We start from the raw sequence: 24,242 nt of genomic DNA on the forward strand, positions 1-24,242 counted from the left end.
GGAATCCTCGCCCCTTAGGGCGGGGATCAGTCAAGCGGCCTCCGCAAGCGCTTCCAGTTCGCGCATCTCATCAGGGAAGTTACGTTGTGCCAGCTGGTATACGGCGTCATGGATATCCATGTTCTGTTCCCGGCACTGGCGGATAAATTCGAAGTCATCACCCTTTGAACTGAACATCGCGCGACTGAGCGGATCGACAAAGAGACGATGGAAACTGCAGGTATCATTGATGCGCAGCATAAAGGAAGAGAACCACTGGTCTTTGGCATCACCGAACTTGCTGATAACACTGCGCTCCAGCTCGCTGAACTGGTTGGGACGGTTCTGGTTGTACTGTTTAAACTCAGACGCATCCTGTTTGAGGACAACCTTGAAGGCAGAGTTACCCCAGGCCGCTTTGGCCGCGCCGGAGGCATCATCGGCGTCAAAGTCTTTGATGTTCTGACTGATGGTGATGAACGCGCCACGGTGGCGGCGAACCGTACGGTAGCCGGTTTCAATGAACTGACCGACCTTCTCATTTTTAAAGTTGAGCAGCTTCCAGCCTTCGTCAATGGTGCAACATTTCTTTAGGCTGCGCGGCGTGCGGTACATTTTGTCTTCGATGTAGATGATGAGGGAAAACATCACCGCAACCAGCAGGTCAGGCTTGTCCTGCAGGCCCCCCAGCTCCAGGACGATAAAGCGGGCGTCATCGGTCAGTGACGGCTCGTCACTGTTAAAGTATTCGCCGTAAATTCCCCAGGAGCAGTACTTACCGAGCAGTTCGATAATTTCATCCAGCCGGTTGGTGATACCCGGCGAGTTCTGGTATTTATCATCCTCACGGATGGCCGTCAGCTTCTGGACTACGTGGTCAATTCGGGCCTTTTCCCTGTGCGCTTCCCAGGCCTCCTGAACCCCACGCAGCAGCAGACTGTGGTGAACTTCATCCAGCGTGCCGTTCGGGCTTGCCAGCACCGCCAGCTGATCACGGATACGTTCCCCGGACTCATTGATATTGGAAATGTTGGCAAACGGATTGAATTTGAGCGACTTGCCGTCAAGGTATGTACCACCCACGTTCTCGCAGAACGATTTGTAGCCATCCCCCATGTCAAACACCCAGGCGATACCGCCGGAGTCCAGCACGCTGCGCAGGATAGGCTGTACCAGACCGGTCTTACCTGCACCTGATGTGCCGGTGACCGCCATGTTGTAGTTGGTGTTGCCCATCCCGTCCCCGTAGATATCGAGGAACGCCAGCTGATTGCGGTAGGACGGCGTCAACAATCCCCCCTGACACAGCCGGTTGTCGGCCACCACCGGCAGCAGATTCACGGCCTGGATACTCTCCGCCCGGCAGGTGGCTCCGCCCATTTTGATGTCTTCCCAGAGTCCTTCCGCATGAATGAAGGGGATCATCGCTATCCAGTTACGGAACTGCATATAGGTCGGGGAAAACAGGTCTATGCCGTTCTTCTTGAAAGTATTAATGACCTGCTGTTCGCAGACCAGCGCATCCTCATCCGTATCCGGACAGAACGTGGTGACGTTATAGTAATAGCGGACTATACAGGTCTGGTTACTGTTGAGATGCTCGCGGATCTCCTTCCACTCTTTAGCCTGTTTGGCCACGCCGGGAAACAGGGTGGCATAGGGAGAGTTCGCTTTTTTCTCCCGGTCGAGATACTTGCGCGTGGCTTCCCCCTGAGTCGCCACCTGGTCTTCGGCCTCCATCACCATCGTGATGACGAACGGACTGGCGATTGTCAGGTCGGGGCTGAGCAGGTTGGACAGGTTATCGCCGCCCATCCATAGCATGAACATATCTGGGTTGTTCTCCAGCATGAAGTTCATGGCCCGCGTGGAGGTCACGCTGCCCTGACGGTCAGCAAGGCTGATAAGGACATCATCCGGACGCACATCGATACCAATACGCTGGTCAACACAGCGCTGATGCAGCTCATCAAATTTGCCGACACGAACCTCATCGGGGTACAGCTGATCATGACGGGCATTCAGCATCCCGTGAACCAGCGTGGCCAGCTCCTGGTCATCGGCCGCCTGCGTGTAAATTTTTGCCGCGTCCAGAGAGGAACGCAGCACTTTCAGGGTATGAGCAACTTCCGTCATCACGGCCGCCGTCCGCTTCTTCGCCTTCACGCAGTAGGAGATATACAGGCGGTAGTCACGCAGGGTCAGCGGCAGACCGGTTGGGCTGTTGAACTGCTGCTGCGCCGCGCGCTGATAATATGCCCTGGTGATACGGTTAAATTTGTCAGCATGCTTTCCCTGCCAGCGGAACTCAGACAGGCCCCGGTCAAGCTGATCACCGATCAGCTTGCTGGACACCAGGTGGAATGATATTGGCGTCTTACGCGGCAGCTTGCTTTTGATGAGATCTTCCAGCACATACACAATCTGTTCGTTAGCACCGATAAGGGGCTCTGCACGTAGCAGAAAGCCCACCGTACTGCGGTTCACAAACAGCCCACTGTCACGGTCATAGTCACGGTACGGCAGGACGCTGGTCAGCTGCGGGAAGTCCAGGCTGGCCAGATTGCGCGTCATCTCCGACGCGCCATCCGGCATCCGGAAGGCGTTCTGCAGATTTTCCAGTACGTTCAGAAATTTTTTCACCCGAACTCCTTAATTTACCCGGGACGGAAGAACCCAGTCGGCAGGGCTGACCACAAAGGACACCCGACCGGGCTGATGAAAGGCGTTATCGCTGTCCACCCAGGGTGCAATCCAGACCGTTGCTATCTGGTCCTGGCTGCGTTGTGGATGCACCGATCCAGGATGGTCACAGCGCACGCTCTGACATGACGGTGCCGGTGTGACCACGGAGCCGACCGGACGGTAAGCCACTGATGACGAAGTGGTTGTGACCGGCGTTCCGGCAACCGGACGTGGCGTCAGTGTTGACGCTGCGGCGTTCGTGCTTATACCTGTTGCGGCGCCAGCTGATACTGCAGGTCTGTTACTGGTTACCCGCGCACCGGAAGGGACATTGACGACGGCACGGGATGCTGACGGAACCGCCGCCGCAGAGGGGGCAGGAAGATTAACCAGGGAAGGCAGTCCGCCCGCAACCGGCTTTCCCGCCTGTTTTGCCGCCTTGTCCCGGGCCAGTTGATTGGCCTTCGTCATGGTCATACAGGTATCAGACGTTGTGGCATCGCAGTCGAAACTGCTTTTGACTCCGGCACAACCGGATAACAGCAGGGCGCACCCTGCCAGCAAAAATGTGATTTGTTTCATCGCTGTTTCCTGTGTATGCTGCCCGGACACGCTACCGCCCATCCCTTTCTCGTCTTCCAGGGCACTAACTATTCCGGATTGTGTTGTTGCGGCCGGTTTCCCGGCCCGTTTACTGTGTGACGACCTGCCCGGTCGTCGGATCTACGGTGTCCCCTACCCTGAAGTCCTGCAGCTGCTTCAGCATGTCCGGCGTATTACCCGGCATGGCAGCAGGCGTTGATGAGGCAGAAGGTTGATTTTGTTTCTTACGTGCAGCCGCTTTCGCGCGCGCTTCCTCCAGTGTTTCGAGCTGGAAGCCGTCCTGGAAAACAAGCGTGACTTCATTGCCCGCGCCGATTGGAATGACCGGGTGGTACTGTTCGGCGCGTTTGATGTAGTAATCGGAGAGTGTTTTGGCAGCAGAACTGACTCCACCGCCGAGCCCTGCCTGGCCGATATCGCCGGCGCTCATGCTGGCAGTTGCGCCGACACCCACGGTAGTGGAGGAGGCTTTCTCAATGCCCTTCCCTATCCCGTCCAGGAAGCCCGCGCCCCCCGCATACAGCAGGATCTGGCCATTACGCATAACCACTTCGCCCTTGATACCGTTCTTGCCCATAAAGGACACATGACCGGCAATTTTCTGGTCGATGTTGTCATCACCCAGCTTGCAGCTGATTGAGCGGGTCCGAACGATGGCACGTTCACTGGAAACATCCCCCCATGCCTCCAGGGTCACAAAGCAACCTGTCAGATCGAACTCTTCATCGTTAGGCATCTGAACTTTGCCGGTAAGGCGCAGCTGCATCGGGGCGGTATTTTTATCGCCGGTAACGGACGCATTGGCATCAGCCCCTTCCACCACGATCGCTTCAGCAAAACTGCCGGAAGAAATCCACGGGAAACGGGGCTTTTTCGGCCCGGTATCTGGTGGACTGAATTCCTGACTGTCCATCATTCCCGGACGCTGAATGGGGGTCATCACCGGTGCAGCTGGGGCCTGTCCGCCGCCTGCTGGCCAGAAACTGGTCGGGGGTGGAACATTACCAGCGGGAGCAGGTTTCCCCTGAGAGGCCAGCGCCCCCGGCAGAGGTTCGGCACTGAGAGAGTCAAAATTTTTCCCGGCCTCAAGCTGTGTCTGTAGCAACTGGTTCTGGTCTTCCAGTTCACGAATGCGATCCTGACTGCCTTTAAGGTCACGACTGACAAGCCCCATTTCAGTACGCAGTTTTTTAATCTCTGTCTGCGTTTCTTTATTAAGCCGCTGGGCTTCCGCAATGGCGGAACGCTGGACTTTGTTATCGAAGGACTGATTGACCACACCGGTCATATCCGGCGCGGGTTCTCCTTTTGGCGCTTTTGCGGGCGGCGCTTTCTTCAGGTTCATCTCTGAGACCATCCATGTCCCGGCACCGCCAGCACCAATCCCCAGAACAAGAGCTATAAGCAGGGCAACCTGACGACGGCGGACGACTTTATTAACGTTGGCCATCTTCACCCTCCCCGTTTTCACGGATAACGGTGACGGTCATTCTTCCTCCGCCCATCAGAGTCTGTGCGTTGTTATCAAACATCACGGCACGCACCCCGGGCTTCCAGAAGTCCTGCTCCCGCAGCGCCACACCCCAGGTATTGGCATTACGCAGTTCATAACGATCGGCACGCAGCTGGTCGCCCGCCCAGGCTTTCAGGGGGGTAACAGAAAAACCACCGGGGAGACGAATACCGTCAGAAAGAGGTTTCACTTCACCGTAGCCATCAGGTATGTCACCCGTCAGCACGGCACGGTTAAGGTTGATTAGCAGCTTTTCATAAGCCTGAGCGGTTTCCCATTTACGGGTTTCAGGCCGTGAGGGCGGTTCGGCGCTCATCAGTCGATAGACGCGACCTTCACTTTTTACGGGCGTGGCCACGACAGAGAAGGTCTGGCCCAGCGCAGTTTCTACAAAAATCGTGAAAGTACGGGTGGCCACCGAGGTGAAGAGCACACCTCCGGCCGTTGTCAGCCGCTTGTCTGCCAGCATTCCCCCAGGCGCTGTGATGGCGGTGACTTTGTCACCCGGGATAAAAATCATGTTGGGATCGGTATTGCTGATACTTAGCCGGAACTGCCCGCCCTGTGGGAGGCTGATCGTGGCAGGTGACTGTGCCTGCGCAGCCGGGGGCACAACGACCATCATGGCTGTACCAAACAATAACGCCGGAAGGTTATTTTTCATTGGTCACCTCATAGAACCGGCCGATACGGGTAAAGCCTCCGGTATACTTCAGACGAAGCCGGTAGGTTTTTATTTCCGTGGAAGGCTTAGAGTTACCAATCCACATTTTCAGCACGCCGCGAACATCGATTCGGCCGTCAACGGGATAGACATTAATTTCTGTGGTGTAGAACGTGGAATTCACATCATTGGCTTTAATCTGTGCAGCCTCTTCATCCAGGACTTTTACAAAATCCGCCCGAACATCAGGTTCGACAAAGGTCATCAGAAAGGCGTGGTTGGAATCGACCGTTTCAGGGGCAACATTGAGACGCAGGGCCAGGAAGGACAGCGTCATCATCCGGAAATACTCGGTATCGGCTTTCGTTTCGGATACCACAAAAGGCGCGTTGTAGGTCATCGGTGTGACGACTGTACGTTGCTCGTGGATGAGTGCTCTGTTGGTCACAGCCAGCCATGCCACGGCAAAGCCCAGAATAAAGACCAGTGTCGTGAGCGACAGAATAATAACGGCAATAATTTTGGTGGATGAATTACGAGCGCTAATTTCCATAATATGGCCCTGCGGTAATTTATTTTATCCATTTCCTGAAACTGGAATCGGGAATAACGCGGTAGACAACCCGGAATAATTCAGTAGGCAGATACCAGTAACACCAGTTGTATAACCAGCGGGAGCTTTTTCCGCGTTTCGCCGCCCTGATCAGTTGCCAGATAACTGCCGCAATAATCAGACTGAATAAATATTTCTTGGTGAAAAATCCCCACAGCAAAACAACCGCTGCGGGGATAGCTTCATCAAGGGGCAGTCCAATAATGCGGTTCTGCTCTGACAGGGTTTTCGGGAAACGGTATTTGTCTAAATCGTTTCCCTCCATATCAGTTGATGAAGGTAAGACCGACGGTGGTGAAGACGATAACCACAACCAGGCCCAGCAGGATCAGCAGGTTCTTGGTGCGGATATACATCGCCACACCGACAATCAGTTCGGCGATGATGATACACATCATGACGAATGAGTCGGCACCGAAGGTGGCTTTCACATCATCCTTGCCTCCGGCCAGCAGGTCGGTTGCATTGGCCATCTGCCCCACACCGAGTAACAGCAGCGGAGACAGCGCAGCCAGACGGGACAGCGCTTTTTTACTGGTCACACCACGCCATGCCATCTGGCAGAACTGCCATGCACGGTTTTTTACAGACGCGGGGAGGCCGCCTTTTGATAAGGATAAATTCATAGAAACTCCGTTTATATTATTTACAAAACAACCCAGAGCGGTATTGACGGGTTAAGTCAATCCGGCACAGAACCATTAACCACAAAAATGATTCTGTACCGGAGTCACTCCTTCAACCCTAACGCCTCCTCAATAATAAGAATTGCTGTCTTTTGTACTGGCTTGGCATTTTTTTTAGCTTTCTTTCTTAACTCCTCATATACAACGCCATCCAGATAAAGTCGGATGAATTTCCCTGCTGGACGTGGTTTTAGGGGGATGTCTTGAATCATTTCCAATGCTCCGCTAAGTCATAAAAACTACGTATATGATGACGTTAAAAAATAAGGGTTGTCCAATTGGAAATAAAACTATTTTCAATACACTTAACATTCTGATTTAAAAATAAGAAAGAAGAATACGCGAAAAGTCTGACAACCGCATTTTGATCTAGATCAAAGGAAAAAACGTGATATAGATCACATCACGTTTTTTCCCGGAAAGAGGTTAATTACTCCTCCGGCTGAAGTTCTATTCTGAGTTCAAGAAAGGAGTGAAGAGCAAGTCGCGTAATGTACAAAGTCTTAAGGGCCTCATTGGAGGGTGAGCTATATTGTTCACACAATTCCTTAAGGGTCTTATAGACTGCCTGTGTAGTAGTATGTCTGTAATCAGAAATTTCTCTAATAGACATTCCAAAGGCGAAAAGAGTAAACACTTCGATTTTGACATCATTAATCTCAGGAAAGATCTTGCGTAAAATTTCCATACGGATAGGATCGATGATAACCATCTTAACCTCCTGTTAAAAATGCTTGGGTTATTGGTGGCCAGCGGTGACAGGGGGGGCCAACCCCTGTTATCGCGACAAAAGCAAATCAATTAAATATACGAATTCTTCTTCCTGGGAATAACTGATTTACCTTAAATCGAATATACAACATCACAGATCGACGCTCAATAAATACCAAAGTTACGCATTAATTTATGATTAAGCTCACAAAAAATAGTTTCAAATTAGAATGCAAAGCAAAATCCGATAAAGCAATAGCGTGAGTTGTTTAGGAGGGAATAAAAATTTAGATTAGATTATCGCTGGCGATTTATAAGAATCTTCCCGCACAAGAATCCTGACAGCAAATTGTATCAGATTTGCGGTTAATAGCCTTAAGGCCATTTTCATTATGAAAAAAATTTATGATCACCAGAAAACGTCATTACTAAAAGATACCTGGCTATCTAAAATTGCAACAGGATAAAAGAAAATTCAGAGGCTCCGCACTCCATTGGATCTAACAGCTATCAATTCAGAATCAACCTCATGAATGATAGTACTCAGATGTTTATTTAAGCGAGCAACATTTCAAGCCTACCAGCTACGCAATACAGTATTGAGTAAAGCCTCCTGTACAATGATATAGGCAGGAGGCAAGATAAATGAACTGTAGACTTAGTCCGTTTCTTCTTCTTCAGGAAAGAAAATACTTACCTGGTCTTCTGCAAATTTCGCTATGGATCTCTTGATGACTTCATTATCAAAGTTACCGTTGCTTATAACTTCATGACTTAGCGCGCCCATCTTCATTATCTCTGAACACATTGCCCGGACTCTGGCCATGTTATCCAGCATGATCTTGTTATACTCCATCTGGTTAAAGCCACCTTCCTTTTTTTCTCTCTGAATCCGGTATACTCTGAGCCCCAGCTCTATAAGCATTGAAGTAACAGACGATACCGTGGCATCATGTTCCGTTGCACCTTCCTGCCTCCTTTCTGTAACCAGAGATTCAATTTCTTCACGAACCTGATTGCTGACAAAAGTTTGTATACGTGGCATCGTTGATCCTTCTGAAACCAATAATCATGATTAATTAGAAATATTACCTGAATACTTTTATCCATAGTATAAGGCGAGTATACCATTAAAAAAAGCAGAGTATAGATGCGAGTATGGAAGGTTGTTAAATACGAGTACACTCGCGAGTACACTCCACCTAACAAACTGAATTTATTGAAATACTCTAATAAGAGTATACCCGACACTCTAATTAGAGTGTCATAAGAGTATAGTTATACTCTATCTCACAACCTTTTTTCTAAAACACAGCATAAAAATAACTGTAACTGCATGTTTTTAAAAGCTTATCATGCAAGATGAAATCTTGCGAGGTGTGTGGGACTTTGATGTTAAGGAGCAGGCATATGAAAATTAGCGGGCCGGGCAGGATTCAGTATTAACGGGCATTGCCGTTTTTGTTAGAAAATGGCACTCTTGCATAGGGAAAGATAACAATGGAATTTTGCAGATGAAGAACGTTCTGCTTGTTGGATTACTCGCGCTTACCTCTCCGGTCATTGCTCAGGACTGTTTTGAAATGGCGGGAAGGGATTACCATATTGAACCTGATTTATTACGGGCAATCTCTTTCAGAGAGTCATCATGGCGGCCTGATGCAATGAATATTGTCAGTAATGAAAGTTACGCCGTCGGAATGATGCAAATTCACTCGCAGAATTTTTCACATCTGGCTCAGTATGGTATCACGCCTGGTAATCTTTACAGAGATCCCTGCATGAATATCTATACTGGAGCTTATTATCTCGCAATTGCTTTTAAGCGCTGGGGATACTCCTGGCGGGCAGTCGGTGCTTATAACGCAGGTTTTCGTGAAACCGAGGAACAAGAAAGGAAACGCCAGAAGTACGCACAGGAAATTCAGGCAATTTATGTGGGCATCAAGAAAAATGCGCCACCAGAGTGACGCATTTACTATCAATCAATAGCGCGAAATATTAATCCCCTCTCGGGATGTTGAATAAGGCTGATATAATCCTTCAGGGCATCCTGGCGAGCGACAAGATGTTTGCAGACTATGGCGTATTCAGGCCCCATATCAGCTACCTGCCACGACAACCAGTTCATTATCATTAATGTCGCAATAATTCCGGCGGTATCGGCACTGACCTCTGATTCAAAATAATTCCCAGGAATACACATGTCATAACGTTGTACTCCAGCAGGTGCGATATACCCGGTTTGAGTTGTAGTGAAGATAATTCTGTTCGGAGCCACATTACCGCCGACACCCTGTGGAATAATCCAGTAATTCCAGAAACCGCCATCATAATTTGAATGCTGCCGTAACCAGCTGGCGATCATATTGTCAGCTGACGGTGTAAAAAATAATGCAGGGATAAAATCAAGTCGTTCATCATCATCTGTTACACAATAGCGCTGAAATTTATCTATTTTAAATTGTTCGGCTGATTCAAGAGTGGCGGTTTTGACGTTAATTGTGTGCATTCTGTTTTTCTCCTTAGCGTTTATTAAATCGTTCGACTTCATCACTGAGCAGCGAAGGGCAATGAGCAGCTGGCATGGAGGAAATAAAGGGGCGCGCAGCGTTTATACACCCCTTTATTTCCTCATGACTGATGCTAAAAGCAGCCCTCCGCGAATTGATGAAGTCGGGCGACATACACACCAGGAGAATGCACACAATCCGTAACGGAAAATCGGCGCAAGACGAATTACCGTTACGGCCATTAAAGTGGCGGGGATTTATTACCGCCACGGTTAAAGCGGCGCATCCTTTAAGGATGCAGCAAGCATGAATTTGAATTTGCGTCAGGATGGAAGCCCGAAGGGCGGAGACGGTTTACCGGCTCCGTTCACGACAGCCGTGTCCCGCCAGGGACGACGCCCGGGCCGATATTTATTTTATACCTCACAAAAGATAAATACCGGAAAATACATACAGCAGAATGTCGGATGAGATATAACAGGTTATTCTAAATAATATTGAGACCACCCCGCGCCTGAGTAATACGGGCGGCGCGTAGCGCAGCCGGTATTATTCTGCGCCGCAGGCGCGCGGCCTTTTAAAGCAGTCGGGCAGGTTGTCCCCTGCCCTTCTGGTTATTTACGCGGCCTCCTGTAATCCGCGCATAAAGTCCCGCATGGCCCTGAACCTGCGCAGGTCAGCCAACCGTTTCTCAAAGTCATTAAGGTAATACACGGGGGTATACCTCACCCGGTTAAACTGCATCGTGAGCGTATTACCCGTCACCACTTCCGCCGCAATACCCAGCAGTGACAACTGGATGAAAGCCATATCTGCCGCCACAGGATCGATATCGATGCAGCTGCCGAACATGTGCATGGAAGGGTTTATATCCGCTTCAAGCAGACACTCCGCATAAGCAATCAGCATCCCGGCAGCCCCGCAGGCCGGATCGCTGACGGAGGCAATGCCTTCCCGGCGGATAGTGTCCCTGACACCCGGCATCAGCATCCGGGCCATCAGGCACTGTACCGAATACGGCGTAAAATACTGCCCGCGAAAGTTATCGCCGAGTTCAAGCTCCATGAAGATCGCGCCGAGGAAGTCATGGAATTTAGCTTCCAGTGCGCACACCATCAGGCAGAACATCTCCTGCATGTTCGCAATGTCTGAAGCCTCATATCGCGCACAGATTTTCCGACAGTGCTCCATGCTCTCCGGCGTTCTTATCCGCACCATATCCAGTTCACTGGCGGCGAGTGACAGAAAATCACTGAACACTTCCCAGCGCCCCAGCTGGCGGCCTGTGGATCTAAACACGCTGATAAAGCGGCTGCGGCTGTACTGCGCACTCATCAGCCGCTGAACAGAGGGACATGATTCGTTACCCGGCTGCGTGTCCTGGGTACTAATTTTACTGCCAGCGCTCTCTCTGGCCATATTGAAGACATCGGCAAAGCTCAGTTGTGACATGAAAGTATCTCCGGTAATGCCGCCCCCACAGGGGGCGGCAGGTTTCACATCACGCGAGGCCGAGGCCAGCGTAGACAACTGTCATAAATTGCTGCCAGTATTTCAGCTTTAAGGCCGGAACTCGGGCGCGTTTACCACTGCGCAGGGCATTTACAAACGCGTTCGCCTGTGCGACGATTTGCGGGTCAAATTGCATGGTTTAATCTCCATGTTGGTTTTGCGTATGCCGGATGCAAACTTTTGCGGGTGTGTCATCCGGCGTGGAATGAGCAGGCTTATGCCTGCTTTTTTCATTTCTGGCTCTTGTCTGATACCTCCTTAACGCGGGCCAGAATTTCCGCGTGGTCAAGGTTGCTGTAGTCACGCATCCGGTAATAACGGATACCGATCCGTGCATAAATTTCGGTCACGTTTCCGCAGATCATTTCTGCCAGCATGAAGGTTTCACACTCACCGTTCTCACTGCTGTGCCAGTTCATCGGGTACATCAGCCCCAACGCATCATGGAAAGCGTGTACGTCGATTTCAGTGGGGACTTTCACTGCTGCTTTCTCACGGCTCAGCCAGTACGCCCGCTCGGCTTCAGCGGTGGCCTGCATTCCCGGAAGGGCCGAGGATTCTTTGAGGTGTAAGTACATGTGTTTCTCCTTCTGATTGAGAAGTGGCAGCGACGCGCCGCCACACGTATTTATTCGTTTGCTGCCAGTTCGCTCATCAGCGCATCCTTTGCTTCCAGCGCGTGTTCTTCTTCTGCAAATGTCAGGATGTAGCCGCGTTTTGCTGCCGCGCCCATCAATGCCGGGCGATCTTTCAGTGGCAGGGCGTCCAGATAATCCAGCGCATCGCCCAGCACTCGCGCCTGATACAACTCGTAATGCATACCGCAGCACCGCCCCGCCTCTTTCTCAATACGCGCCAGCACCACGTCCGCGCGGATAACATCGAACGGATTACGGGCGTGAATATTGCGTACAAAGCCATCAGTCCGCAGGGCCGTGTTTTCCCCCCATCTTTCGGAAGATTCTTTGGTGGCGGTTTTGATGTTGACGTTCTGTGTGTTCATCCTGCTTTTCCTCTTGTCTGGTGGTTAATCCATCTCTCGGTGAGTTCCCTGGCGGCAAAGGGCAAAGGAGCAACGTCGCAAGGAGGAAGGAAAGGGGCGGAGACAAAAAGTTTTTGCATCCCTTCGCAAAAAGTTTTTGGCGGAGTTCATTTCACCCCTTGGATGACGACGCGACGGTGCTACGACCAGCCCTCCGCCCGGGAACGGACGCGAGATGGCTCACCAGAGGTATGAGAAGAGGATGAACACACCCGACACGGCGGAACGACGTGGCGTCACCTGAGTGCCGGCTGCTCTATCGCCGGCATGGTGAAAGCGGCGTGACCGGAACGGTCACTGCGAGCCGCTGTTGACGTTGCGACAGTGGGATGGAAGCCCGTCAGGGCGGAGACGGTTTACCGGCTCCGTTTACGACAGCCCCGATTCCCGTCAGGGAAGTCGCCCGACAGCAGGCAAATTTGAAAAGGTGATACAGACAACTGCCACCATAATTCGCAGCGTCCGTTCTTCAGAGGAGATCCACAGCAGGGTATAACAAAGCGTAAGGGGAATAAAAAAGAGCAGCTTTACCGCAGGCATAACCGCTCTTTTTACTTTCCTGCCCTCACGCTGGCGTATTGTTTGTTACCTTAGCCTCCAGTACACCCAGCCACTGACCAGAAGCAGAACACCGCTCAGCACAGCCAGATTCGGCAAGATGGTATCGAACGCGCTGCTGAAAACTACATCGGGGTTATGCTCCCCCCAGAATTCCAGCTTGTATCCGATACCCCAGATAAAAAACGCCAGTCCAGAAGCCACAATTCCCCACTTAAAGAGAAACAAGAGCACGTTGTCCAGCATCCCAGGAGGATCGCGCCAGGTGATAACCATCGCTATCAGAGCGCAGATCCCAGCGCCGACATAATACTCAGTACTTCCGAACATTTCCGGCGCGGCAAAGTGCATGACCAGTGCAAATAAACCGTTTAGCAGAATAACCAGTATCCAGTATCTCATTATTTTTTCCGCATCCATATGAAATGGTTGAATCCAAGAATCCACTGCACTCCCAGGCCAGCCAGGAAGATAATTCCGCCCGTGATAAGGTAAAAATGGTCACCTTTAATCAGTGCAATAATGGCTAAAATGATGCCTGCAACAGCAATCATTACCGGTGCCCGGTAATACCAGCGAAGCTCATGCTCCAGTAGTTCAACCACCTCATTTTTTTAGTCATAGTAGCCTCCGAGCAGTAAAACTATAAAACCGAGGAGATGAAAAAACACAAACGTTGCAATACAGATGCCCATTAATAAAGGCAGGCTCATGAATCCAGTCAGGAAGCATCGTATGAAATAGTTTTCCGGATAATCATGATATTCAAATTCATTCAAAATTTGTGGATAAAAATCAAAATATTCATAAACCATACCTATTGGCGTGATTATCACTATCAGCAAGGCTAATATGGCAACCAGACGAACACTTCCCTTAAGCAAGGCCATGAAAAAAAGTCTTTTTTCGTCAATAATCATTCGTCATCCTCCCGGTAGCCACTCCCGTCAGCCCATTCCTGAAGTTGTTCTTCCAGTGCCTGCAGATGCTGACCGACCTCTCTGGCCAGCCGGTCGCTTTCTGTCTCCAGCCAGCCGCTGAGTCCGTCCCACTCACTGGACATTTCAGTCAGTTTTTTCTCAATGGTACGTAGCCGGTTACGCTGGCTTCGGGCAACCTTAAGCTCTGTTTTGCAGGGATTGTTTCTCATCAGCTTGCCTCCTGATGCATCAGCTTGTTGGGTACCATCCAGCGCTCCAGTTGCCGGACAGATTCCGGGCTTTCTTTTGCGAGGGCATCAGATTCGACCATCACACTCCAGAAAGGCTGGTTCGCCATCATCCAGCGCTCCATTGGCTCAAGTGACGGAAAACGCTCGCTCCAGCGCCAGAACATGTCCTCAAGATCGTACTGGCGCAGTTCAGTACCCGACCAACGTGCGCTCCAGCTGCTGACAGTTTCCGGGGTATGAAAAGCCAGGTCTATTTCCGCCTGTCCCGCAAGCGCCTGGTACGCGGATTCCCGCTGGCACGCCTCTTTCCGGCGCTGGCGGGTGTATTTTTCAGCGCTCAGTTCATTTTGCCTGCGACGACGCTCTGACGTCTGAAACTTCGTTTCCGGGAACAGTCGCCAGCCGTCCGACACCGACAGGGGTAACCAGCAACATGCGCCACGGCTTTCAATCAGCCGATCAATCGCTGCCAGCCAGTCCTGCTTTTTCCCCCGCAGGTTCTGTGCTGTCATCCCCGGAGAAAACCAGCCGATATCTTTTACGGTGACACGTTTGCTGCCGTTCAGGATGCGGAAGAAGGCGTGGGCGTAGGCAAACTCAGCAATATGAACGCCACGCTCATATTTCTTCTCCACCTCCGCGATGGCCTGCATTGCAGCACGACGCTCATGACTCAGGGGTATCAGTGACAAATTCGCCGGGATCATTGTGCACCCTCCATCGCCAGAACACTGATAATGCCGGCCTGACTGTAGCCATCGGCATCGAGGCGCGCTGTCAGACTGAGTGTGTGAGAAATAACCTCCGGCGACCAGGTAGGCAGGGTGCTGATAACAGAAAACGGGCGACCGCTGGCAGGAATGAACACCACCATCCATGACGGGGTGATGTCGCCGGGACTGCATACGGCGATATGGAAGTTGCCGTGTGACGGCGTGAAGCGAACCTGTACCGGAAAAAAGCCACCGAACTCACTCCGGTATTCACCATTCATGTCCCAGTCAGCCGGGCAGGTCAGATCGCGCATGACTGCATGGGTCAGTTCGCGGCGCAAATCTTCACCCGCTTCGCGCCAGTCTTCAAATTCCTGGGGGATCATGGTTTTCAGTACGTCGGGAGTAATAATGTTTCGCATAATGGTCTCCTTATCGCCGCCCCGGAGGGCGGCGTTTCCGTTATCAGGCTGCGTGTGCCGTATGGTCATCAGAGTCTGTCGCCTCACCCTCAGCGACGTCAGGTTGCGCATCAGGTGACCGCATCCAGGCAGGAACCCAGCACGTACCGGAGAGCCATTGTTCAGCATGGCTGGCGGCATCTCCCTTCTTCATGTTCCCGGCATCTGACGCAGCGCCTGACAGTCCGGCATCTTTCAGCGCCTCCACAATCTGGTTCTTACTGAGCAGACCGAGGAAGTTTTCTGCCGTTGGCTGCCACCAGTCGCGGAGGTGGAACCCAAGCGCCGTTTCCACGCCATCGAGGTCGCTCTGTGTGGTATGCCCCATTGTCCGGGTCTGCACCCCGTCCACCGAACAGGCCGTGCAGAACACCATCAGACTCATCAAAGTCTGTCCGTCGAGCGTAAAGAAGGTGGTGAAATCCTTCTTCCAGCCCTCCGGCAACAGCGCCTCCAGACGGGCTTTCTCCTGCATCAGACTCAGCCATGCCTGACCACTCTTTCCGGTCGGCGCTTCGCTGGTCAGCCCACTGTGATGCACCTCAAGACGCATCACGAACGGATGACGGGTGGTATTGCAGTAATCGAAAACACAACTGCACAGTCGCCATACCATCAGGGCCACCGCTTTTTCGGGCTGCTGTACCAGGGCGGCCTGTACTGCCAGCGTTCTTTCTGAAGACATCTTTTTGAGCAGCGGGGCGCTGATCCCCTCCGTCACATCCGGCTTGCTGCTGACCACATGGAGGGAGCCGCTACTGCCATTCTCTCCCTGCCCTTCTTTCGTCTCGTTCTGAGGCTTCTTCTGCACCCCTCGCTGGACACAAAGCTCACCGTCATACAGGCTGACCACCACGCCACAGGCTGATTTCTGCTCCAGTGTCCACGCCCGGATCGATGCCGCATTTTCAATTTCGTCAATCAGCACCTGAATCGCGGCTTCATCTTCAAACGTTTCCGTGGCCTCCTGAGTGGCGTACAGTTCATCAAGACGCTGCTGTTCGTCAGTGGTGTACTGTGCTTCCGGCTCTGGTAACAGCAGATAATGTTCGCGGTCGTCACCGTAGTTTCTGACCGCTCCCTCCCGGGCCAGTGACCATGACCACCCTTCCTGCAGTTCGATTGCCAGTGCGGCGGACTCCAGCTTCTCCTGCACCAGTCGCTCGACCAGCACACCGTCTGCAGTACCGTCACCCTCCTGGGCGCTGAACAAATCCTCACGTACCACGCCACCTGCAGACTCATACATCTCACGCCCGATAAACACGAAGCGGGAGTGGTTCACGCTGATTTCGGTATCAGTGACAGCGCGTTTAAGCATGTGCGCAGGGGCATAGCTGTGCTGCGCCTTCACGCGCTGGTAAATATCTACCTGACGCACGGGATCGTTCTCCAGACTCAGCGCCTGACACTGCTCCACGTCGAGCTTGTTCTCTGCCAGCAGGGCGATAAGTTCCGGGGCAAGGTTCGCCAGTTTCAGCATCCGCTGGACGTGACGCGAGCTATACCCCAGCTGGTCACCAATCTGCGCCGGAGTCTTCCCCTGCTCAGACAACGTGCGGAACCCGCTGATCTGCTCTGCCGGATGCATTGCCACTCGCTGGTTGTTCTCCACCATCGAGGCCACCACCGCCAGTTCGTCGCTGACGCGCTTGACGATGACCATATACCCGGCATCGATGCGCTTTTCACTCAGCAACAGTTGCAGGGCTGCGAGACGACGACCACCTGCCGCCACGCCTGACAGGCCACCCGGCAACGAGTGGACCACAAGATTCTGGATCAGGCCGATAGCAAGAATGGTGTCAGCCAGGTCGCGTACGCTCTCCACCGGATACGGGATGGTACGGACGTTCAGCGGGGATTTGACGAGCGCCGACAACGGCACCATTTCTATCTGAGCGGCCTCAAGCGCCGCCTTAAGGGCTGCGGCTTCGGCAGGTTTGACTGCTTTTTTGCTGGTTTTCGCGGTGGTTTTTGCTTTAGACTCGGTTACTGACATAGTTGATACCTCACTGGATATTGATGATTGTCCGGCCCTGCGGAGTTGCTGCTCCGGCAGGGCACCTTTTTACTGCTGTTTACGGATGCCGTAGTCCTGGATATAACGGTTCATCAGGTACTCACCACCCGGCTCAAAATTCCATACCCGCCAGATCATTTCGCCGTTCTTACGAACCACCAGGCGAAAGTGCGTTCCCTGATCGTCTTCAATCGCTACATTCTGATACTGCGCTGCGACCGCTTCAGCCTGTTCGCGGGTGAATGTGCCATCAGGCAGTGACTGAAGGGGCGGTATAACGTTGCTGGTCATGTATCTCTCCTTTCCCTGCCCCGCAGGTTGCGGGGCGTTTTCATCATGGTTTCAGTACGGGGCGACATCATCCATCGGCGGACAATCGTCCGGTAACGGCTGAGGCGCTTGCTGAGACGGCGCTGTAGTCTGACGGCCTTTTCTGCCGCCTTTTTTCGGGGATTTTTCAGGGGAAGCGGCAGGACTCTGCGGTTGTGCGGGTTGCTGCGGAGCAGTGTTCTGTGGCTGACCGCCGTCACGACGACCGCCCAGCATCTGCATAGTGCCGTTCTGTCCGACAACGATTTCAGTGACATAGCGCGTTACGCCGCTGTCGTCCTGCCAGTTGCGGGTACGTAACTGCCCTTCGACATACACCTGAGCGCCCTTGCGCAGATACTCGCTGGCCACTTCCGCGAGCTTGCCGAACAGCACCACGCGATGCCATTCGGTGTTTTCGCGCATCTCTCCGGTCTGTTTATCGCGCCAGGACTCCGAGGTGGCGAGGTTGAGATTGGCGACCGCGCCGCCATTGGGCATATAACGGACTTCCGGTTCCTGGCCCAGATTACCCACGATGATGACTTTGTTGATGCCGCGTACTGTCATGATGAATCTCCTTCCGTTTGTTTTTCTTTTAAAAACCATCACCCGTTGAGTTGCCGGGGCCGCGGTTTTGACGTTTTGCGGGGACCTGCTGAACGCGCCCGCTGGTTGTTACCTTCACCCGTTTGAGAGCCGTTCGCCGCAAGGGCGTAAACGGCCACGGCCCGGTGCAGGTGTCCGGGGTGAGCGGTCAATTTTTTACGGTCTAATGAAGCCTGCGGAATGGCCGGAAAAAATTTATCGCGAAAGGCTTCGCCGTCCCTGGACAGCCAGGCGGGTTGTGGTTGTCTCAGCCCCGGCGAAAGGACTCAAAAGGGTGAAAAAAAACCAGGCAAGAAATGAGCAGGAAACCGCCGCAACGACGGAAAGCGCGGGCGCGAAACGGCGTTGCGCCTTACAGCCCGGCGTCAGTTTGCCGGGGTGCAGGGAGCGCAGGTGACGGCGCGACAGAGGCGGCGCCTCCGGAACGGAGGCTGCAAGCCCTGGTGTTGCGTCATGGGATGGAAGCCCGAAGGGCGGAGACGGTTTACCGGCTCCGTTCACGACAGCCCGCCCGGACGCCCGCAGTGAAACCGGGAACGGGCAGAAAACAGAAAATGGGAGGATAAGAATGGATTACATGCGGCTTAAGAGATGGCTGACAATTATCCGGCTTAATTCCAGCCGGGAACATCAGGAGCGAAAATGCTTTTCTTTTCTGTACTGCACAACGCTGTACCAGGCTGAAGCCAGGAAAGCAAAAACGGTGATCAGCACTCTTAATTCGTCACCCGGCTCCTTCCCCTTTAGCATCAACGTTATGATGATGCCGGCAACGATAATCCATGCAACGCCACTCCAGAGACGCAATTTATCCGCCACGACATTAATCAGTATAAAAGCAACGGCCAGGATTCCCCCCCACAGAGCCGGTACAGGCTGAAACGGAATAAACAACAGGTTAATACCGGTTAAAAGAGTAACGGCTGCAAACATCAGAGACATACGCACAGATTTTCCTCCCTGGACACACTGACTATAAGAATCACTTCTGCTGCTCATCACCGGGTTTATTATATTCGGGCGCATTTGCGCGCGGCAGCTGCTGACTGTTCTGCCGATGAACTTCAAGCCGTTCACGGAAATACTGGCGAAGATGTTCAGGCTGCTCCCGTTCAGCCAGCTCCGGCACCACGGGCTTGTTCATCCGTTCCTGCCAGGCAACAGCAGCGGCCGCTTTATCGACCGATACTCTGTCCTGCTCGTCTTTTGAGAAAGAAGCGATATTCCACTTCGACATATGCATCACCGATCTGCTTTACAGGACGTTATCCCTGATAATACGCACATTCCCGGTCAACTGCGACTGACAACGGAGAGGAAAGTGCGCGGCGCCGGAGGCGCGGCGAAGTTTCTCTCCGGCAGGCGCAGCCTGCCCGGGTTTTCGCGCGGGCTGACAGGCGCCCTCCGGGCCGGACGCCTGCCATCATACTTACTGCCCTTTACCGCCCTGTAAGATGAAATGACCGCCGATGTACACGGCACACTGACACGTCATGTAGTAACAAATTTCATCCATCACTTGCGCGGTGGTCAGTTCCCGCTGACCGGCATCACGTCGGCGGGCATTAATCAGGGCTTTGTACTGTCGCAGGATCTCACAGCTTTGTGGTGCAAGTTTCATACGTTTTCTCCCTGTCCGGCGGGTTTCCCCGCCGGACATAAATCAGTTGCTGAAGACATAACCGTCATGGAACACATAGCCGCTGCTGAACAGGTCACACGCCCAGGCTTCAAAATCGAAATAGCTGCGCAACGGCTCCGGCACCTCATTTAACAGGCCGTTGTCCTCAACCATCTCCCGCGCATAGTCCTCCTCGCTTTCCGCCTCGCCGCGGTACGCATCATCAAACATGTCATAGTCACACTCGCCGGTATACTCCGCCCAGGCGATAAAAGCGGCTTCCCTGCTCTCTTCTTCGGCGCGTTTGTAAGCGGCGATAAAATCCCAGTCAATGGAGCTTTCAGAGACGAACTGCGACGGGATACCTTCCCAGTCCTGGAACATAAACTCGGCATCCCATTCATCGGCATGCAGTGCCTGACAGGCCTCGTAAAAATCCTCCCTGCCGTCAAACTCCGTCAGATCAAACCATTTGCCGAAAATGCTGCCGCAGTTGTATTTATGGTAGGTGCCCACGTAAACAGCCGGTGTGGTGGTCGTAGTGCTCATAAAAAATCCTCCATAGTCGATGTCGTCTGAGTTCCGGCTTACGCCGTGCCGACACGACAGCCGGGCGAAAAGCGGAGGATGCAAGGGCGTCACCGAAGCCGCAGCGCAGTAAAAAAGCAGGAGCAGGTTGGACGGTTTGACGGCGAAAAATGAGCCGGAAAACGACGGGAAGACGACGGATAATGCCTTTTAAATAAACTGCGACCGGGTGAAGGTGACGGCGTTTACGCTTCCCTTGCATCAGCCGCGGCCCGGCTATAGTAGAGGCACGGCGTTTGCCGCAGGACGCACGGGGCGTTACTCACCGCGAAGCCGGAACAACGTGGAGGAAGAGCCGTAAAAGCGGAGCCGGCGACATCCTTATCCTTCGATGTTGATTCAGGGGGCCGCCGCCCCCTGCTGTTCGCTACACTGGCCGGATTGCTGACAGGGCATTGCGGACAAAACTGATTTCTGCACGCGCTTCTGCCATGACCTCGTGTAACAGGGTTAAATCCATCCACCGGCGCGGAGGCTCGCCCGGAATACGCAGCACATCGCACATCTGGCCACATGCCAGGATTTGATCAACTTTGTCGCTGATAACGAAGAACTCAACGCTGCTGTAGCGTGCCCCTTTGTTCAGGATGGCATCGAGCACCACCGGCAAATTGTCATCATCGTCCAGCCAGCAGGGCATATCATTTTCCTTCACAACCAGACGGAAATTTCGGGTCTGGCGATAAAACAGCGTTTCCCCGCGCGTGGTCAGCGCCGCCTTTATCCGGCGCGCATCCTCCCATACCTGCCGGGAGACATCCCGCACGGCGCGGGACAGGCAATCCGTTACCGCCTGAATCTCCGGCTCTGTCAGCCATTCCCCGGCCCAGGGGAAAGCTATCTGTGTTCCTTCCTCCGGAAGCTGCGGCGCGTCGGCATAGCGGCTGCCGGATAAAATAATCTGCGCTGGCGTCCCGGCTAGCTTTGACATGGCACTTTGCAGCTCTGCGGGTACTTCACCGGTACAAAGCAAAGGAAGCAGATGAACAATATTTGCCGCATCCAGACGGACATAAATACTTATCCATCCCGGTTTATTGACCGGATCACGCTGATCAACATCGGTATGGTCAGGCCATCCATAATAAGCAATCAAATCGCGCGCACGGCGCATCACAAGGGCGTTTAACGTGGTGGTTTCCTGCATAATGGGTTCCTTCTGAACGGGTTCAGTACACGCCGCCCGGGCGGCGTGCAGATTTCATTTTTTCAGTAACGCGCGAACTTTCGCCGCATCAGCCAGGCGACGGGTAACGCTTTCTGGCACCGGATAATTGCTGTCACGGGCGCTCCATTCCCTGTGCCATAACGCCTGTTCGGCAGTAGTCAGCAGGGTTTCAAGCAGTTCCACCGGCACCACCACTCCCGGCGCGGCCTCTTTCACCTGTTCAATCAGATCCATCACCGCACTGGCAGACACGCCCGACTCAAGCTGTTGTTCTTCCGGTATGGCGTCCATACGCGCCAGTACCGCCCTTGTCTCCTGTTCCGAAACGGCATGTTCCATTCCGTCGGCCAGCGCTTCGATATCCGCCGGGGACCAGATAATCAGGTTCAGCGGGGTTTCTGCGGGATACTGCTCACGCAACAACCGGCAGAGGGTTTCACAGGTTCCGTACATGTTTTTCTCCTTAGTCCTTAAAGCAGGCATCCAGCTCAAGAATTTCGTTGTACGCCGCCATAAACAGGGCATTGATGCGAAAAAGGGTCTGACAGGTCAGGCGTTCGACCAGCACATCGGAATCAAAGCGATAGCGGTGCCCCATCCCGTTCAGAGTCGCCCGCAGGTCACACATGTTGCTGGCGACTTCCGCCACTTCTGCGCGGAGTTTTTCGTGTCCTGCATAGTTCATTACGCGGCCTCCGGGAACTCGTCGTTAGCGGCCGGGTACTGCATGGCGCGCCGGACGGCGGCCAGACGTTTCTGTCCGGTCCGGTGATACTTCTCCAGCAGTTCAATACCGATGTAGCGACGGCCAGCCTGGAGCGCGGCCACGCAGGTGGAGCCGCTGCCGGCAAAGGGGTCGAGCACAATCGCGCCGGGATGTGTGAAGGACTCAATCAGCGGTTGCAGGCTGGTTACGGGTTTTTCGGTCGGGTGGTGCCGGTTGCCGCTGTATTTCCAGCCCAGCACGTCCGGCAGCGGGTTTTGCGGCAGGGGCGGACGGCCTTTTGCCAGCAGGTAAGCACACTCATGGCGGTAGCCCACCCAGGCAGACTTCGATGTGTAGGTTTTGGTAAACACCAGGTGGCCGACAACGCTGAATCCCGCATTTTTCCAGGCAGCCATAAAACGATCGACGCGGTTCCAGCCGTAGAAACTCACCATCAGCGCGTCTTTTTTTAGCACGCGGTACATTTCATTACTGGCAGGCTGGAGCCATTCGTCGGTGACGTCTCCTGCAATTGAGCGCCCCTGACGGTCACGAAAACCGACGAGATATAGCGGGTCGGTCAGAATGAAATCGACAGCATTATCCGGAAAGCCGGACATGATATGGACGCAATTACCCTGGATAAATCGGGACATGGTAGTTCTCCTTTCTCAAATGCGGCGCCAGTTACGCCGTGCCGATACGACAGCCGGGCATGCAGGGGCGGTGCCGCAAGCCGCAGCGCAGTGAAAAAGCAGACACTGGCTGGACGGTTTGACGGCGAAAATTGAGACGGAAAACGACGGTAAGACAGCGGGTAATGCCTTTGAAATTAACTGCGACCGGGTGAGGACACCGGCAGAGCGAACCCTTGCATTCGAAGCGGCCCCGCTAAAGTAGCGGCACGGCGGCAACACGATGGCAGGAACCTGAAAAACGGCCTATGTTCTGAACTGAAGAAAACACAGATTTCGCATGCGAAATCTACACCGGAGAAACGATAATGTGCGGTCGGTTTACGCAGTACAACTCTCGCGAGGAGTACCTGGCCTTTCTCGGAGAAGAAGCAGAACGGGACATCCCGTATGATCCGGAGCCCGTCGGCCGCTACAACGTTGCGCCCGGAACCCGGGTATTACTGCTGAGTGAACGCCGCTCGCAGCTGCATCTTGATCCTGTTCACTGGGGTTATGCGCCGGAGTGGTGGAACAAGCCCGCTCTCATCAACGCCAGAAGTGAAACTGCGGCCGGCAGCCGGATGTTCAGGCCACTCTGGGAGCACGGACGTGCCATTGTTTTTGCTGACGGCTGGTTTGAGTGGAAACAGCAAAACGGCGTGAAACAGCCGTTTTTCATTTACCGCAAGGACGGAAATCCACTCCTGCTCGCAGCCATCGGGAAACCACCTTTTGAGAACGGCAATGACCAGGAAGGATTCCTGATCGTCACGGCAGCTGCGGATGAGGGACTATTGGACATACACGATCGGCGACCGCTCGTGTACTCACCGGCTGCCGCACGTAAATGGCTCAGCGAAAACACAACCGGTAAAGAGGCAGAAGACATTGCCCGTGAGGGCAGTCTTTCCGCCGAAAATTTCACATGGCACCCCGTCAGCCGGGCTGTTGGCAATCCCCGGAACCAGGACCGGGAACTTATTGAGCCGCTGGCTTAACAGACGATGAGATACCCGGTATCCACTCACAGGGTTATGCACTGTTTCTGTGGATAACCCACAGCCTGTTTTATCCGCCAGAACAATGACCTGGCAGGAGCAGGTAAAATTCTCCTTGC

General features: G+C 53.3%; 34 protein-coding genes and 1 pseudogene. 3 read left to right on the forward strand and 32 right to left on the reverse strand.

The genetic code is table 11. The features are described 5' to 3' along the window. Positions 1 to 30: 30 nt before the first annotated feature. The 10 genes from traC to traM all read right to left on the reverse strand — a co-directional run bounded on the left by traC (position 31) and on the right by traM (position 8,499). Entirely contained in the window at positions 31 to 2,622 is a 2,592-nt protein-coding gene (gene traC / locus F4V61_RS20110) for a type IV secretion system protein TraC (RefSeq protein ID WP_079799384.1), read from the reverse strand. 9 nt (positions 2,623 to 2,631) lie between these two features. After that, a complete protein-coding gene (traV, locus tag F4V61_RS20115; RefSeq protein ID WP_079799422.1) occupies positions 2,632 to 3,246 on the reverse strand; it encodes a type IV conjugative transfer system lipoprotein TraV in 615 nt (204 codons plus the stop codon). A 109-nt stretch (positions 3,247 to 3,355) separates the two neighbouring features. Next, positions 3,356 to 4,717: an F-type conjugal transfer pilus assembly protein TraB gene (traB, locus tag F4V61_RS20120; RefSeq protein WP_079799385.1), complete on the reverse strand. Its 1,362-nt coding sequence runs from the start codon at positions 4,715 to 4,717 to the stop codon at positions 3,356 to 3,358. Further along, positions 4,704 to 5,444: a type-F conjugative transfer system secretin TraK gene (traK, locus tag F4V61_RS20125; protein WP_079799386.1), complete on the reverse strand. Its 741-nt coding sequence runs from the start codon at positions 5,442 to 5,444 to the stop codon at positions 4,704 to 4,706. The genes traB and traK overlap by 14 nt, the downstream gene beginning before the upstream one ends. Beyond that, entirely contained in the window at positions 5,434 to 5,997 is a 564-nt protein-coding gene (traE, locus tag F4V61_RS20130) for a type IV conjugative transfer system protein TraE (protein WP_000406022.1), read from the reverse strand. The genes traK and traE overlap by 11 nt, the downstream gene beginning before the upstream one ends. 19 nt (positions 5,998 to 6,016) lie before the next feature. Next, on the reverse strand, positions 6,017 to 6,322 hold the full coding sequence (traL, locus tag F4V61_RS20135) for a type IV conjugative transfer system protein TraL (RefSeq protein ID WP_000398849.1): 306 nt from the start codon (positions 6,320 to 6,322) through the stop codon (positions 6,017 to 6,019). Position 6,323: 1 nt separating this feature from the next. Continuing rightward, positions 6,324 to 6,683 carry a type IV conjugative transfer system pilin TraA gene (gene traA, locus F4V61_RS20140; protein WP_079799387.1) on the reverse strand — a complete coding sequence of 120 codons (360 nt, stop codon included), beginning with the start codon at positions 6,681 to 6,683 and terminating at the stop codon, positions 6,324 to 6,326. Positions 6,684 to 6,787: 104 nt separating this feature from the next. After that, complete coding sequence (locus F4V61_RS22110) at positions 6,788 to 6,955, reverse strand: hypothetical protein (protein ID WP_157141380.1); 168 nt, start codon at positions 6,953 to 6,955, stop codon at positions 6,788 to 6,790. Between the two features lie 218 nt (positions 6,956 to 7,173). Next, positions 7,174 to 7,455, reverse strand: a complete 282-nt coding sequence (locus F4V61_RS20145; RefSeq protein ID WP_079799388.1) for a conjugal transfer protein TraJ — start codon at positions 7,453 to 7,455, stop codon at positions 7,174 to 7,176. A gap of 657 nt (positions 7,456 to 8,112) precedes the next feature. Then, positions 8,113 to 8,499, reverse strand: coding sequence for a conjugal transfer relaxosome DNA-binding protein TraM (gene traM, locus F4V61_RS20150; RefSeq protein ID WP_008455364.1), 387 nt, complete (start codon positions 8,497 to 8,499; stop codon positions 8,113 to 8,115). A gap of 469 nt (positions 8,500 to 8,968) precedes the next feature. Between traM and F4V61_RS20155 the strand changes: the two genes are divergently transcribed. Further along, on the forward strand, positions 8,969 to 9,424 hold the full coding sequence (locus F4V61_RS20155) for a transglycosylase SLT domain-containing protein (RefSeq protein WP_079799389.1): 456 nt from the start codon (positions 8,969 to 8,971) through the stop codon (positions 9,422 to 9,424). A gap of 11 nt (positions 9,425 to 9,435) precedes the next feature. On the opposite strand, the gene F4V61_RS20160 is transcribed toward F4V61_RS20155, so the two are convergent. From F4V61_RS20160 to ssb, 14 genes are all read right to left on the reverse strand, one after another. Continuing rightward, positions 9,436 to 9,966 carry an antirestriction protein gene (locus F4V61_RS20160; protein ID WP_079799423.1) on the reverse strand — a complete coding sequence of 177 codons (531 nt, stop codon included), beginning with the start codon at positions 9,964 to 9,966 and terminating at the stop codon, positions 9,436 to 9,438. A 619-nt stretch (positions 9,967 to 10,585) separates the two neighbouring features. After that, on the reverse strand, positions 10,586 to 11,419 hold the full coding sequence (locus F4V61_RS20165) for an N-6 DNA methylase (RefSeq protein ID WP_079799390.1): 834 nt from the start codon (positions 11,417 to 11,419) through the stop codon (positions 10,586 to 10,588). Between the two features lie 49 nt (positions 11,420 to 11,468). Beyond that, complete coding sequence (locus tag F4V61_RS20170; protein WP_001159047.1) at positions 11,469 to 11,615, reverse strand: hypothetical protein; 147 nt, start codon at positions 11,613 to 11,615, stop codon at positions 11,469 to 11,471. A gap of 94 nt (positions 11,616 to 11,709) precedes the next feature. Beyond that, complete coding sequence (locus F4V61_RS20175; RefSeq protein WP_079799391.1) at positions 11,710 to 12,057, reverse strand: hypothetical protein; 348 nt, start codon at positions 12,055 to 12,057, stop codon at positions 11,710 to 11,712. A gap of 50 nt (positions 12,058 to 12,107) precedes the next feature. After that, a complete protein-coding gene (locus F4V61_RS20180) occupies positions 12,108 to 12,482 on the reverse strand; it encodes a hypothetical protein (protein WP_079799392.1) in 375 nt (124 codons plus the stop codon). A gap of 624 nt (positions 12,483 to 13,106) precedes the next feature. Next, positions 13,107 to 13,481, reverse strand: coding sequence for a hypothetical protein (locus F4V61_RS20185; RefSeq protein ID WP_080160898.1), 375 nt, complete (start codon positions 13,479 to 13,481; stop codon positions 13,107 to 13,109). Further along, a complete protein-coding gene (locus F4V61_RS20190) occupies positions 13,481 to 13,684 on the reverse strand; it encodes a hypothetical protein (RefSeq protein WP_080160897.1) in 204 nt (67 codons plus the stop codon). Before F4V61_RS20190 ends, F4V61_RS20185 begins: the two co-directional genes overlap by 1 nt. A gap of 9 nt (positions 13,685 to 13,693) precedes the next feature. Further along, a complete protein-coding gene (locus F4V61_RS20195) occupies positions 13,694 to 13,999 on the reverse strand; it encodes a hypothetical protein (protein ID WP_000582564.1) in 306 nt (101 codons plus the stop codon). Further along, complete coding sequence (locus F4V61_RS20200) at positions 13,996 to 14,229, reverse strand: hypothetical protein (RefSeq protein ID WP_001245587.1); 234 nt, start codon at positions 14,227 to 14,229, stop codon at positions 13,996 to 13,998. Before F4V61_RS20200 ends, F4V61_RS20195 begins: the two co-directional genes overlap by 4 nt. Beyond that, positions 14,229 to 14,957, reverse strand: coding sequence for a plasmid SOS inhibition protein A (locus F4V61_RS20205; RefSeq protein WP_079799394.1), 729 nt, complete (start codon positions 14,955 to 14,957; stop codon positions 14,229 to 14,231). The genes F4V61_RS20200 and F4V61_RS20205 overlap by 1 nt, the downstream gene beginning before the upstream one ends. Then, a complete protein-coding gene (gene psiB / locus F4V61_RS20210; protein ID WP_080160937.1) occupies positions 14,954 to 15,388 on the reverse strand; it encodes a conjugation system SOS inhibitor PsiB in 435 nt (144 codons plus the stop codon). The genes F4V61_RS20205 and psiB overlap by 4 nt, the downstream gene beginning before the upstream one ends. A gap of 40 nt (positions 15,389 to 15,428) precedes the next feature. After that, the gene (locus F4V61_RS20215) at positions 15,429 to 17,426 is read right to left on the reverse strand and encodes a ParB/RepB/Spo0J family partition protein (protein ID WP_079799395.1); all 1,998 of its coding nucleotides are present in this window, start codon (positions 17,424 to 17,426) and stop codon (positions 15,429 to 15,431) included. A gap of 69 nt (positions 17,427 to 17,495) precedes the next feature. Then, positions 17,496 to 17,738: a DUF905 domain-containing protein gene (locus tag F4V61_RS20220; protein WP_079799396.1), complete on the reverse strand. Its 243-nt coding sequence runs from the start codon at positions 17,736 to 17,738 to the stop codon at positions 17,496 to 17,498. Between the two features lie 51 nt (positions 17,739 to 17,789). Further along, complete coding sequence (gene ssb, locus F4V61_RS20225) at positions 17,790 to 18,326, reverse strand: single-stranded DNA-binding protein (RefSeq protein WP_079799397.1); 537 nt, start codon at positions 18,324 to 18,326, stop codon at positions 17,790 to 17,792. A 335-nt stretch (positions 18,327 to 18,661) separates the two neighbouring features. On the opposite strand from ssb, the pseudogene F4V61_RS22700 reads away from it, so the two are divergent. Then, a pseudogene (locus F4V61_RS22700) lies at positions 18,662 to 18,878 on the forward strand (hypothetical protein); the annotation flags it as partial. A 117-nt stretch (positions 18,879 to 18,995) separates the two neighbouring features. On the opposite strand, the gene F4V61_RS20235 reads toward F4V61_RS22700, so the two are convergent. From F4V61_RS20235 to F4V61_RS20270, 8 genes are all read right to left on the reverse strand, one after another. Further along, positions 18,996 to 19,313, reverse strand: a complete 318-nt coding sequence (locus tag F4V61_RS20235) for a hypothetical protein (RefSeq protein ID WP_079799398.1) — start codon at positions 19,311 to 19,313, stop codon at positions 18,996 to 18,998. Positions 19,314 to 19,347: 34 nt separating this feature from the next. Continuing rightward, complete coding sequence (locus tag F4V61_RS20240; protein WP_170243781.1) at positions 19,348 to 19,602, reverse strand: DNA polymerase III subunit theta; 255 nt, start codon at positions 19,600 to 19,602, stop codon at positions 19,348 to 19,350. A 192-nt stretch (positions 19,603 to 19,794) separates the two neighbouring features. Then, positions 19,795 to 19,986 (reverse strand): hypothetical protein, encoded by a 192-nt coding sequence (locus F4V61_RS20245; protein ID WP_079799400.1) that lies wholly within the window; start codon positions 19,984 to 19,986, stop codon positions 19,795 to 19,797. Between the two features lie 42 nt (positions 19,987 to 20,028). Further along, positions 20,029 to 20,535 carry an antirestriction protein ArdA gene (locus tag F4V61_RS20250; protein WP_080160896.1) on the reverse strand — a complete coding sequence of 169 codons (507 nt, stop codon included), beginning with the start codon at positions 20,533 to 20,535 and terminating at the stop codon, positions 20,029 to 20,031. A gap of 406 nt (positions 20,536 to 20,941) precedes the next feature. Beyond that, on the reverse strand, positions 20,942 to 21,721 hold the full coding sequence (locus F4V61_RS20255; protein ID WP_080160895.1) for a hypothetical protein: 780 nt from the start codon (positions 21,719 to 21,721) through the stop codon (positions 20,942 to 20,944). 54 nt (positions 21,722 to 21,775) lie between these two features. Continuing rightward, on the reverse strand, positions 21,776 to 22,195 hold the full coding sequence (locus tag F4V61_RS20260) for a DUF1380 family protein (protein ID WP_079799403.1): 420 nt from the start codon (positions 22,193 to 22,195) through the stop codon (positions 21,776 to 21,778). A 10-nt stretch (positions 22,196 to 22,205) separates the two neighbouring features. Beyond that, positions 22,206 to 22,427: a hypothetical protein gene (locus F4V61_RS20265; protein WP_079799404.1), complete on the reverse strand. Its 222-nt coding sequence runs from the start codon at positions 22,425 to 22,427 to the stop codon at positions 22,206 to 22,208. Then, entirely contained in the window at positions 22,427 to 23,104 is a 678-nt protein-coding gene (locus F4V61_RS20270) for a DNA methylase (protein ID WP_079799405.1), read from the reverse strand. Before F4V61_RS20270 ends, F4V61_RS20265 begins: the two co-directional genes overlap by 1 nt. 347 nt (positions 23,105 to 23,451) lie before the next feature. On the opposite strand from F4V61_RS20270, the gene F4V61_RS20275 reads away from it, so the two are divergent. Continuing rightward, positions 23,452 to 24,123: an SOS response-associated peptidase family protein gene (locus F4V61_RS20275; protein ID WP_079799406.1), complete on the forward strand. Its 672-nt coding sequence runs from the start codon at positions 23,452 to 23,454 to the stop codon at positions 24,121 to 24,123. Positions 24,124 to 24,242: the final 119 nt, after the last annotated feature.

Source organism: Salmonella enterica subsp. arizonae, from assembly GCF_008692845.1.
Lineage (GTDB): Bacteria > Pseudomonadota > Gammaproteobacteria > Enterobacterales > Enterobacteriaceae > Salmonella > Salmonella arizonae.

What these genes read in the sequence shown, in the direction of transcription:
- F4V61_RS20255 (WP_080160895.1), bottom strand. Translation starts at nt 21,721, where the DNA reads ATGCAGGAAACCACCACGTTAAACGCCCTTGTGATGCGCCGTGCGCGC.
- F4V61_RS20215 (WP_079799395.1), bottom strand. Translation starts at nt 17,426, where the DNA reads ATGTCAGTAACCGAGTCTAAAGCAAAAACCACCGCGAAAACCAGCAAA.
- F4V61_RS20195 (WP_000582564.1), bottom strand. Translation starts at nt 13,999, where the DNA reads ATGATTATTGACGAAAAAAGACTTTTTTTCATGGCCTTGCTTAAGGGA.
- F4V61_RS20200 (WP_001245587.1), bottom strand. Translation starts at nt 14,229, where the DNA reads ATGAGAAACAATCCCTGCAAAACAGAGCTTAAGGTTGCCCGAAGCCAG.
- traB (WP_079799385.1), bottom strand. Translation starts at nt 4,717, where the DNA reads ATGGCCAACGTTAATAAAGTCGTCCGCCGTCGTCAGGTTGCCCTGCTT.
- traL (WP_000398849.1), bottom strand. Translation starts at nt 6,322, where the DNA reads ATGGAGGGAAACGATTTAGACAAATACCGTTTCCCGAAAACCCTGTCA.
- F4V61_RS20250 (WP_080160896.1), bottom strand. Translation starts at nt 20,535, where the DNA reads ATGAGCACTACGACCACCACACCGGCTGTTTACGTGGGCACCTACCAT.
- F4V61_RS20270 (WP_079799405.1), bottom strand. Translation starts at nt 23,104, where the DNA reads ATGTCCCGATTTATCCAGGGTAATTGCGTCCATATCATGTCCGGCTTT.
- F4V61_RS20245 (WP_079799400.1), bottom strand. Translation starts at nt 19,986, where the DNA reads ATGAAACTTGCACCACAAAGCTGTGAGATCCTGCGACAGTACAAAGCC.
- ssb (WP_079799397.1), bottom strand. Translation starts at nt 18,326, where the DNA reads ATGACAGTACGCGGCATCAACAAAGTCATCATCGTGGGTAATCTGGGC.
- F4V61_RS20185 (WP_080160898.1), bottom strand. Translation starts at nt 13,481, where the DNA reads ATGAGATACTGGATACTGGTTATTCTGCTAAACGGTTTATTTGCACTG.
- F4V61_RS20205 (WP_079799394.1), bottom strand. Translation starts at nt 14,957, where the DNA reads ATGATCCCGGCGAATTTGTCACTGATACCCCTGAGTCATGAGCGTCGT.
- F4V61_RS22110 (WP_157141380.1), bottom strand. Translation starts at nt 6,955, where the DNA reads ATGATTCAAGACATCCCCCTAAAACCACGTCCAGCAGGGAAATTCATC.
- F4V61_RS20220 (WP_079799396.1), bottom strand. Translation starts at nt 17,738, where the DNA reads ATGACCAGCAACGTTATACCGCCCCTTCAGTCACTGCCTGATGGCACA.
- traK (WP_079799386.1), bottom strand. Translation starts at nt 5,444, where the DNA reads ATGAAAAATAACCTTCCGGCGTTATTGTTTGGTACAGCCATGATGGTC.
- F4V61_RS20145 (WP_079799388.1), bottom strand. Translation starts at nt 7,455, where the DNA reads ATGGTTATCATCGATCCTATCCGTATGGAAATTTTACGCAAGATCTTT.
- F4V61_RS20275 (WP_079799406.1), top strand. Translation starts at nt 23,452, where the DNA reads ATGTGCGGTCGGTTTACGCAGTACAACTCTCGCGAGGAGTACCTGGCC.
- F4V61_RS20265 (WP_079799404.1), bottom strand. Translation starts at nt 22,427, where the DNA reads ATGAACTATGCAGGACACGAAAAACTCCGCGCAGAAGTGGCGGAAGTC.
- traA (WP_079799387.1), bottom strand. Translation starts at nt 6,683, where the DNA reads ATGAATTTATCCTTATCAAAAGGCGGCCTCCCCGCGTCTGTAAAAAAC.
- F4V61_RS20155 (WP_079799389.1), top strand. Translation starts at nt 8,969, where the DNA reads ATGAAGAACGTTCTGCTTGTTGGATTACTCGCGCTTACCTCTCCGGTC.
- F4V61_RS20260 (WP_079799403.1), bottom strand. Translation starts at nt 22,195, where the DNA reads ATGTACGGAACCTGTGAAACCCTCTGCCGGTTGTTGCGTGAGCAGTAT.
- traE (WP_000406022.1), bottom strand. Translation starts at nt 5,997, where the DNA reads ATGGAAATTAGCGCTCGTAATTCATCCACCAAAATTATTGCCGTTATT.
- traM (WP_008455364.1), bottom strand. Translation starts at nt 8,499, where the DNA reads ATGCCACGTATACAAACTTTTGTCAGCAATCAGGTTCGTGAAGAAATT.
- F4V61_RS20165 (WP_079799390.1), bottom strand. Translation starts at nt 11,419, where the DNA reads ATGTCACAACTGAGCTTTGCCGATGTCTTCAATATGGCCAGAGAGAGC.
- F4V61_RS20175 (WP_079799391.1), bottom strand. Translation starts at nt 12,057, where the DNA reads ATGTACTTACACCTCAAAGAATCCTCGGCCCTTCCGGGAATGCAGGCC.
- F4V61_RS20240 (WP_170243781.1), bottom strand. Translation starts at nt 19,602, where the DNA reads ATGTCGAAGTGGAATATCGCTTCTTTCTCAAAAGACGAGCAGGACAGA.
- F4V61_RS20160 (WP_079799423.1), bottom strand. Translation starts at nt 9,966, where the DNA reads ATGCACACAATTAACGTCAAAACCGCCACTCTTGAATCAGCCGAACAA.
- F4V61_RS20170 (WP_001159047.1), bottom strand. Translation starts at nt 11,615, where the DNA reads ATGCAATTTGACCCGCAAATCGTCGCACAGGCGAACGCGTTTGTAAAT.
- F4V61_RS20180 (WP_079799392.1), bottom strand. Translation starts at nt 12,482, where the DNA reads ATGAACACACAGAACGTCAACATCAAAACCGCCACCAAAGAATCTTCC.
- traV (WP_079799422.1), bottom strand. Translation starts at nt 3,246, where the DNA reads ATGAAACAAATCACATTTTTGCTGGCAGGGTGCGCCCTGCTGTTATCC.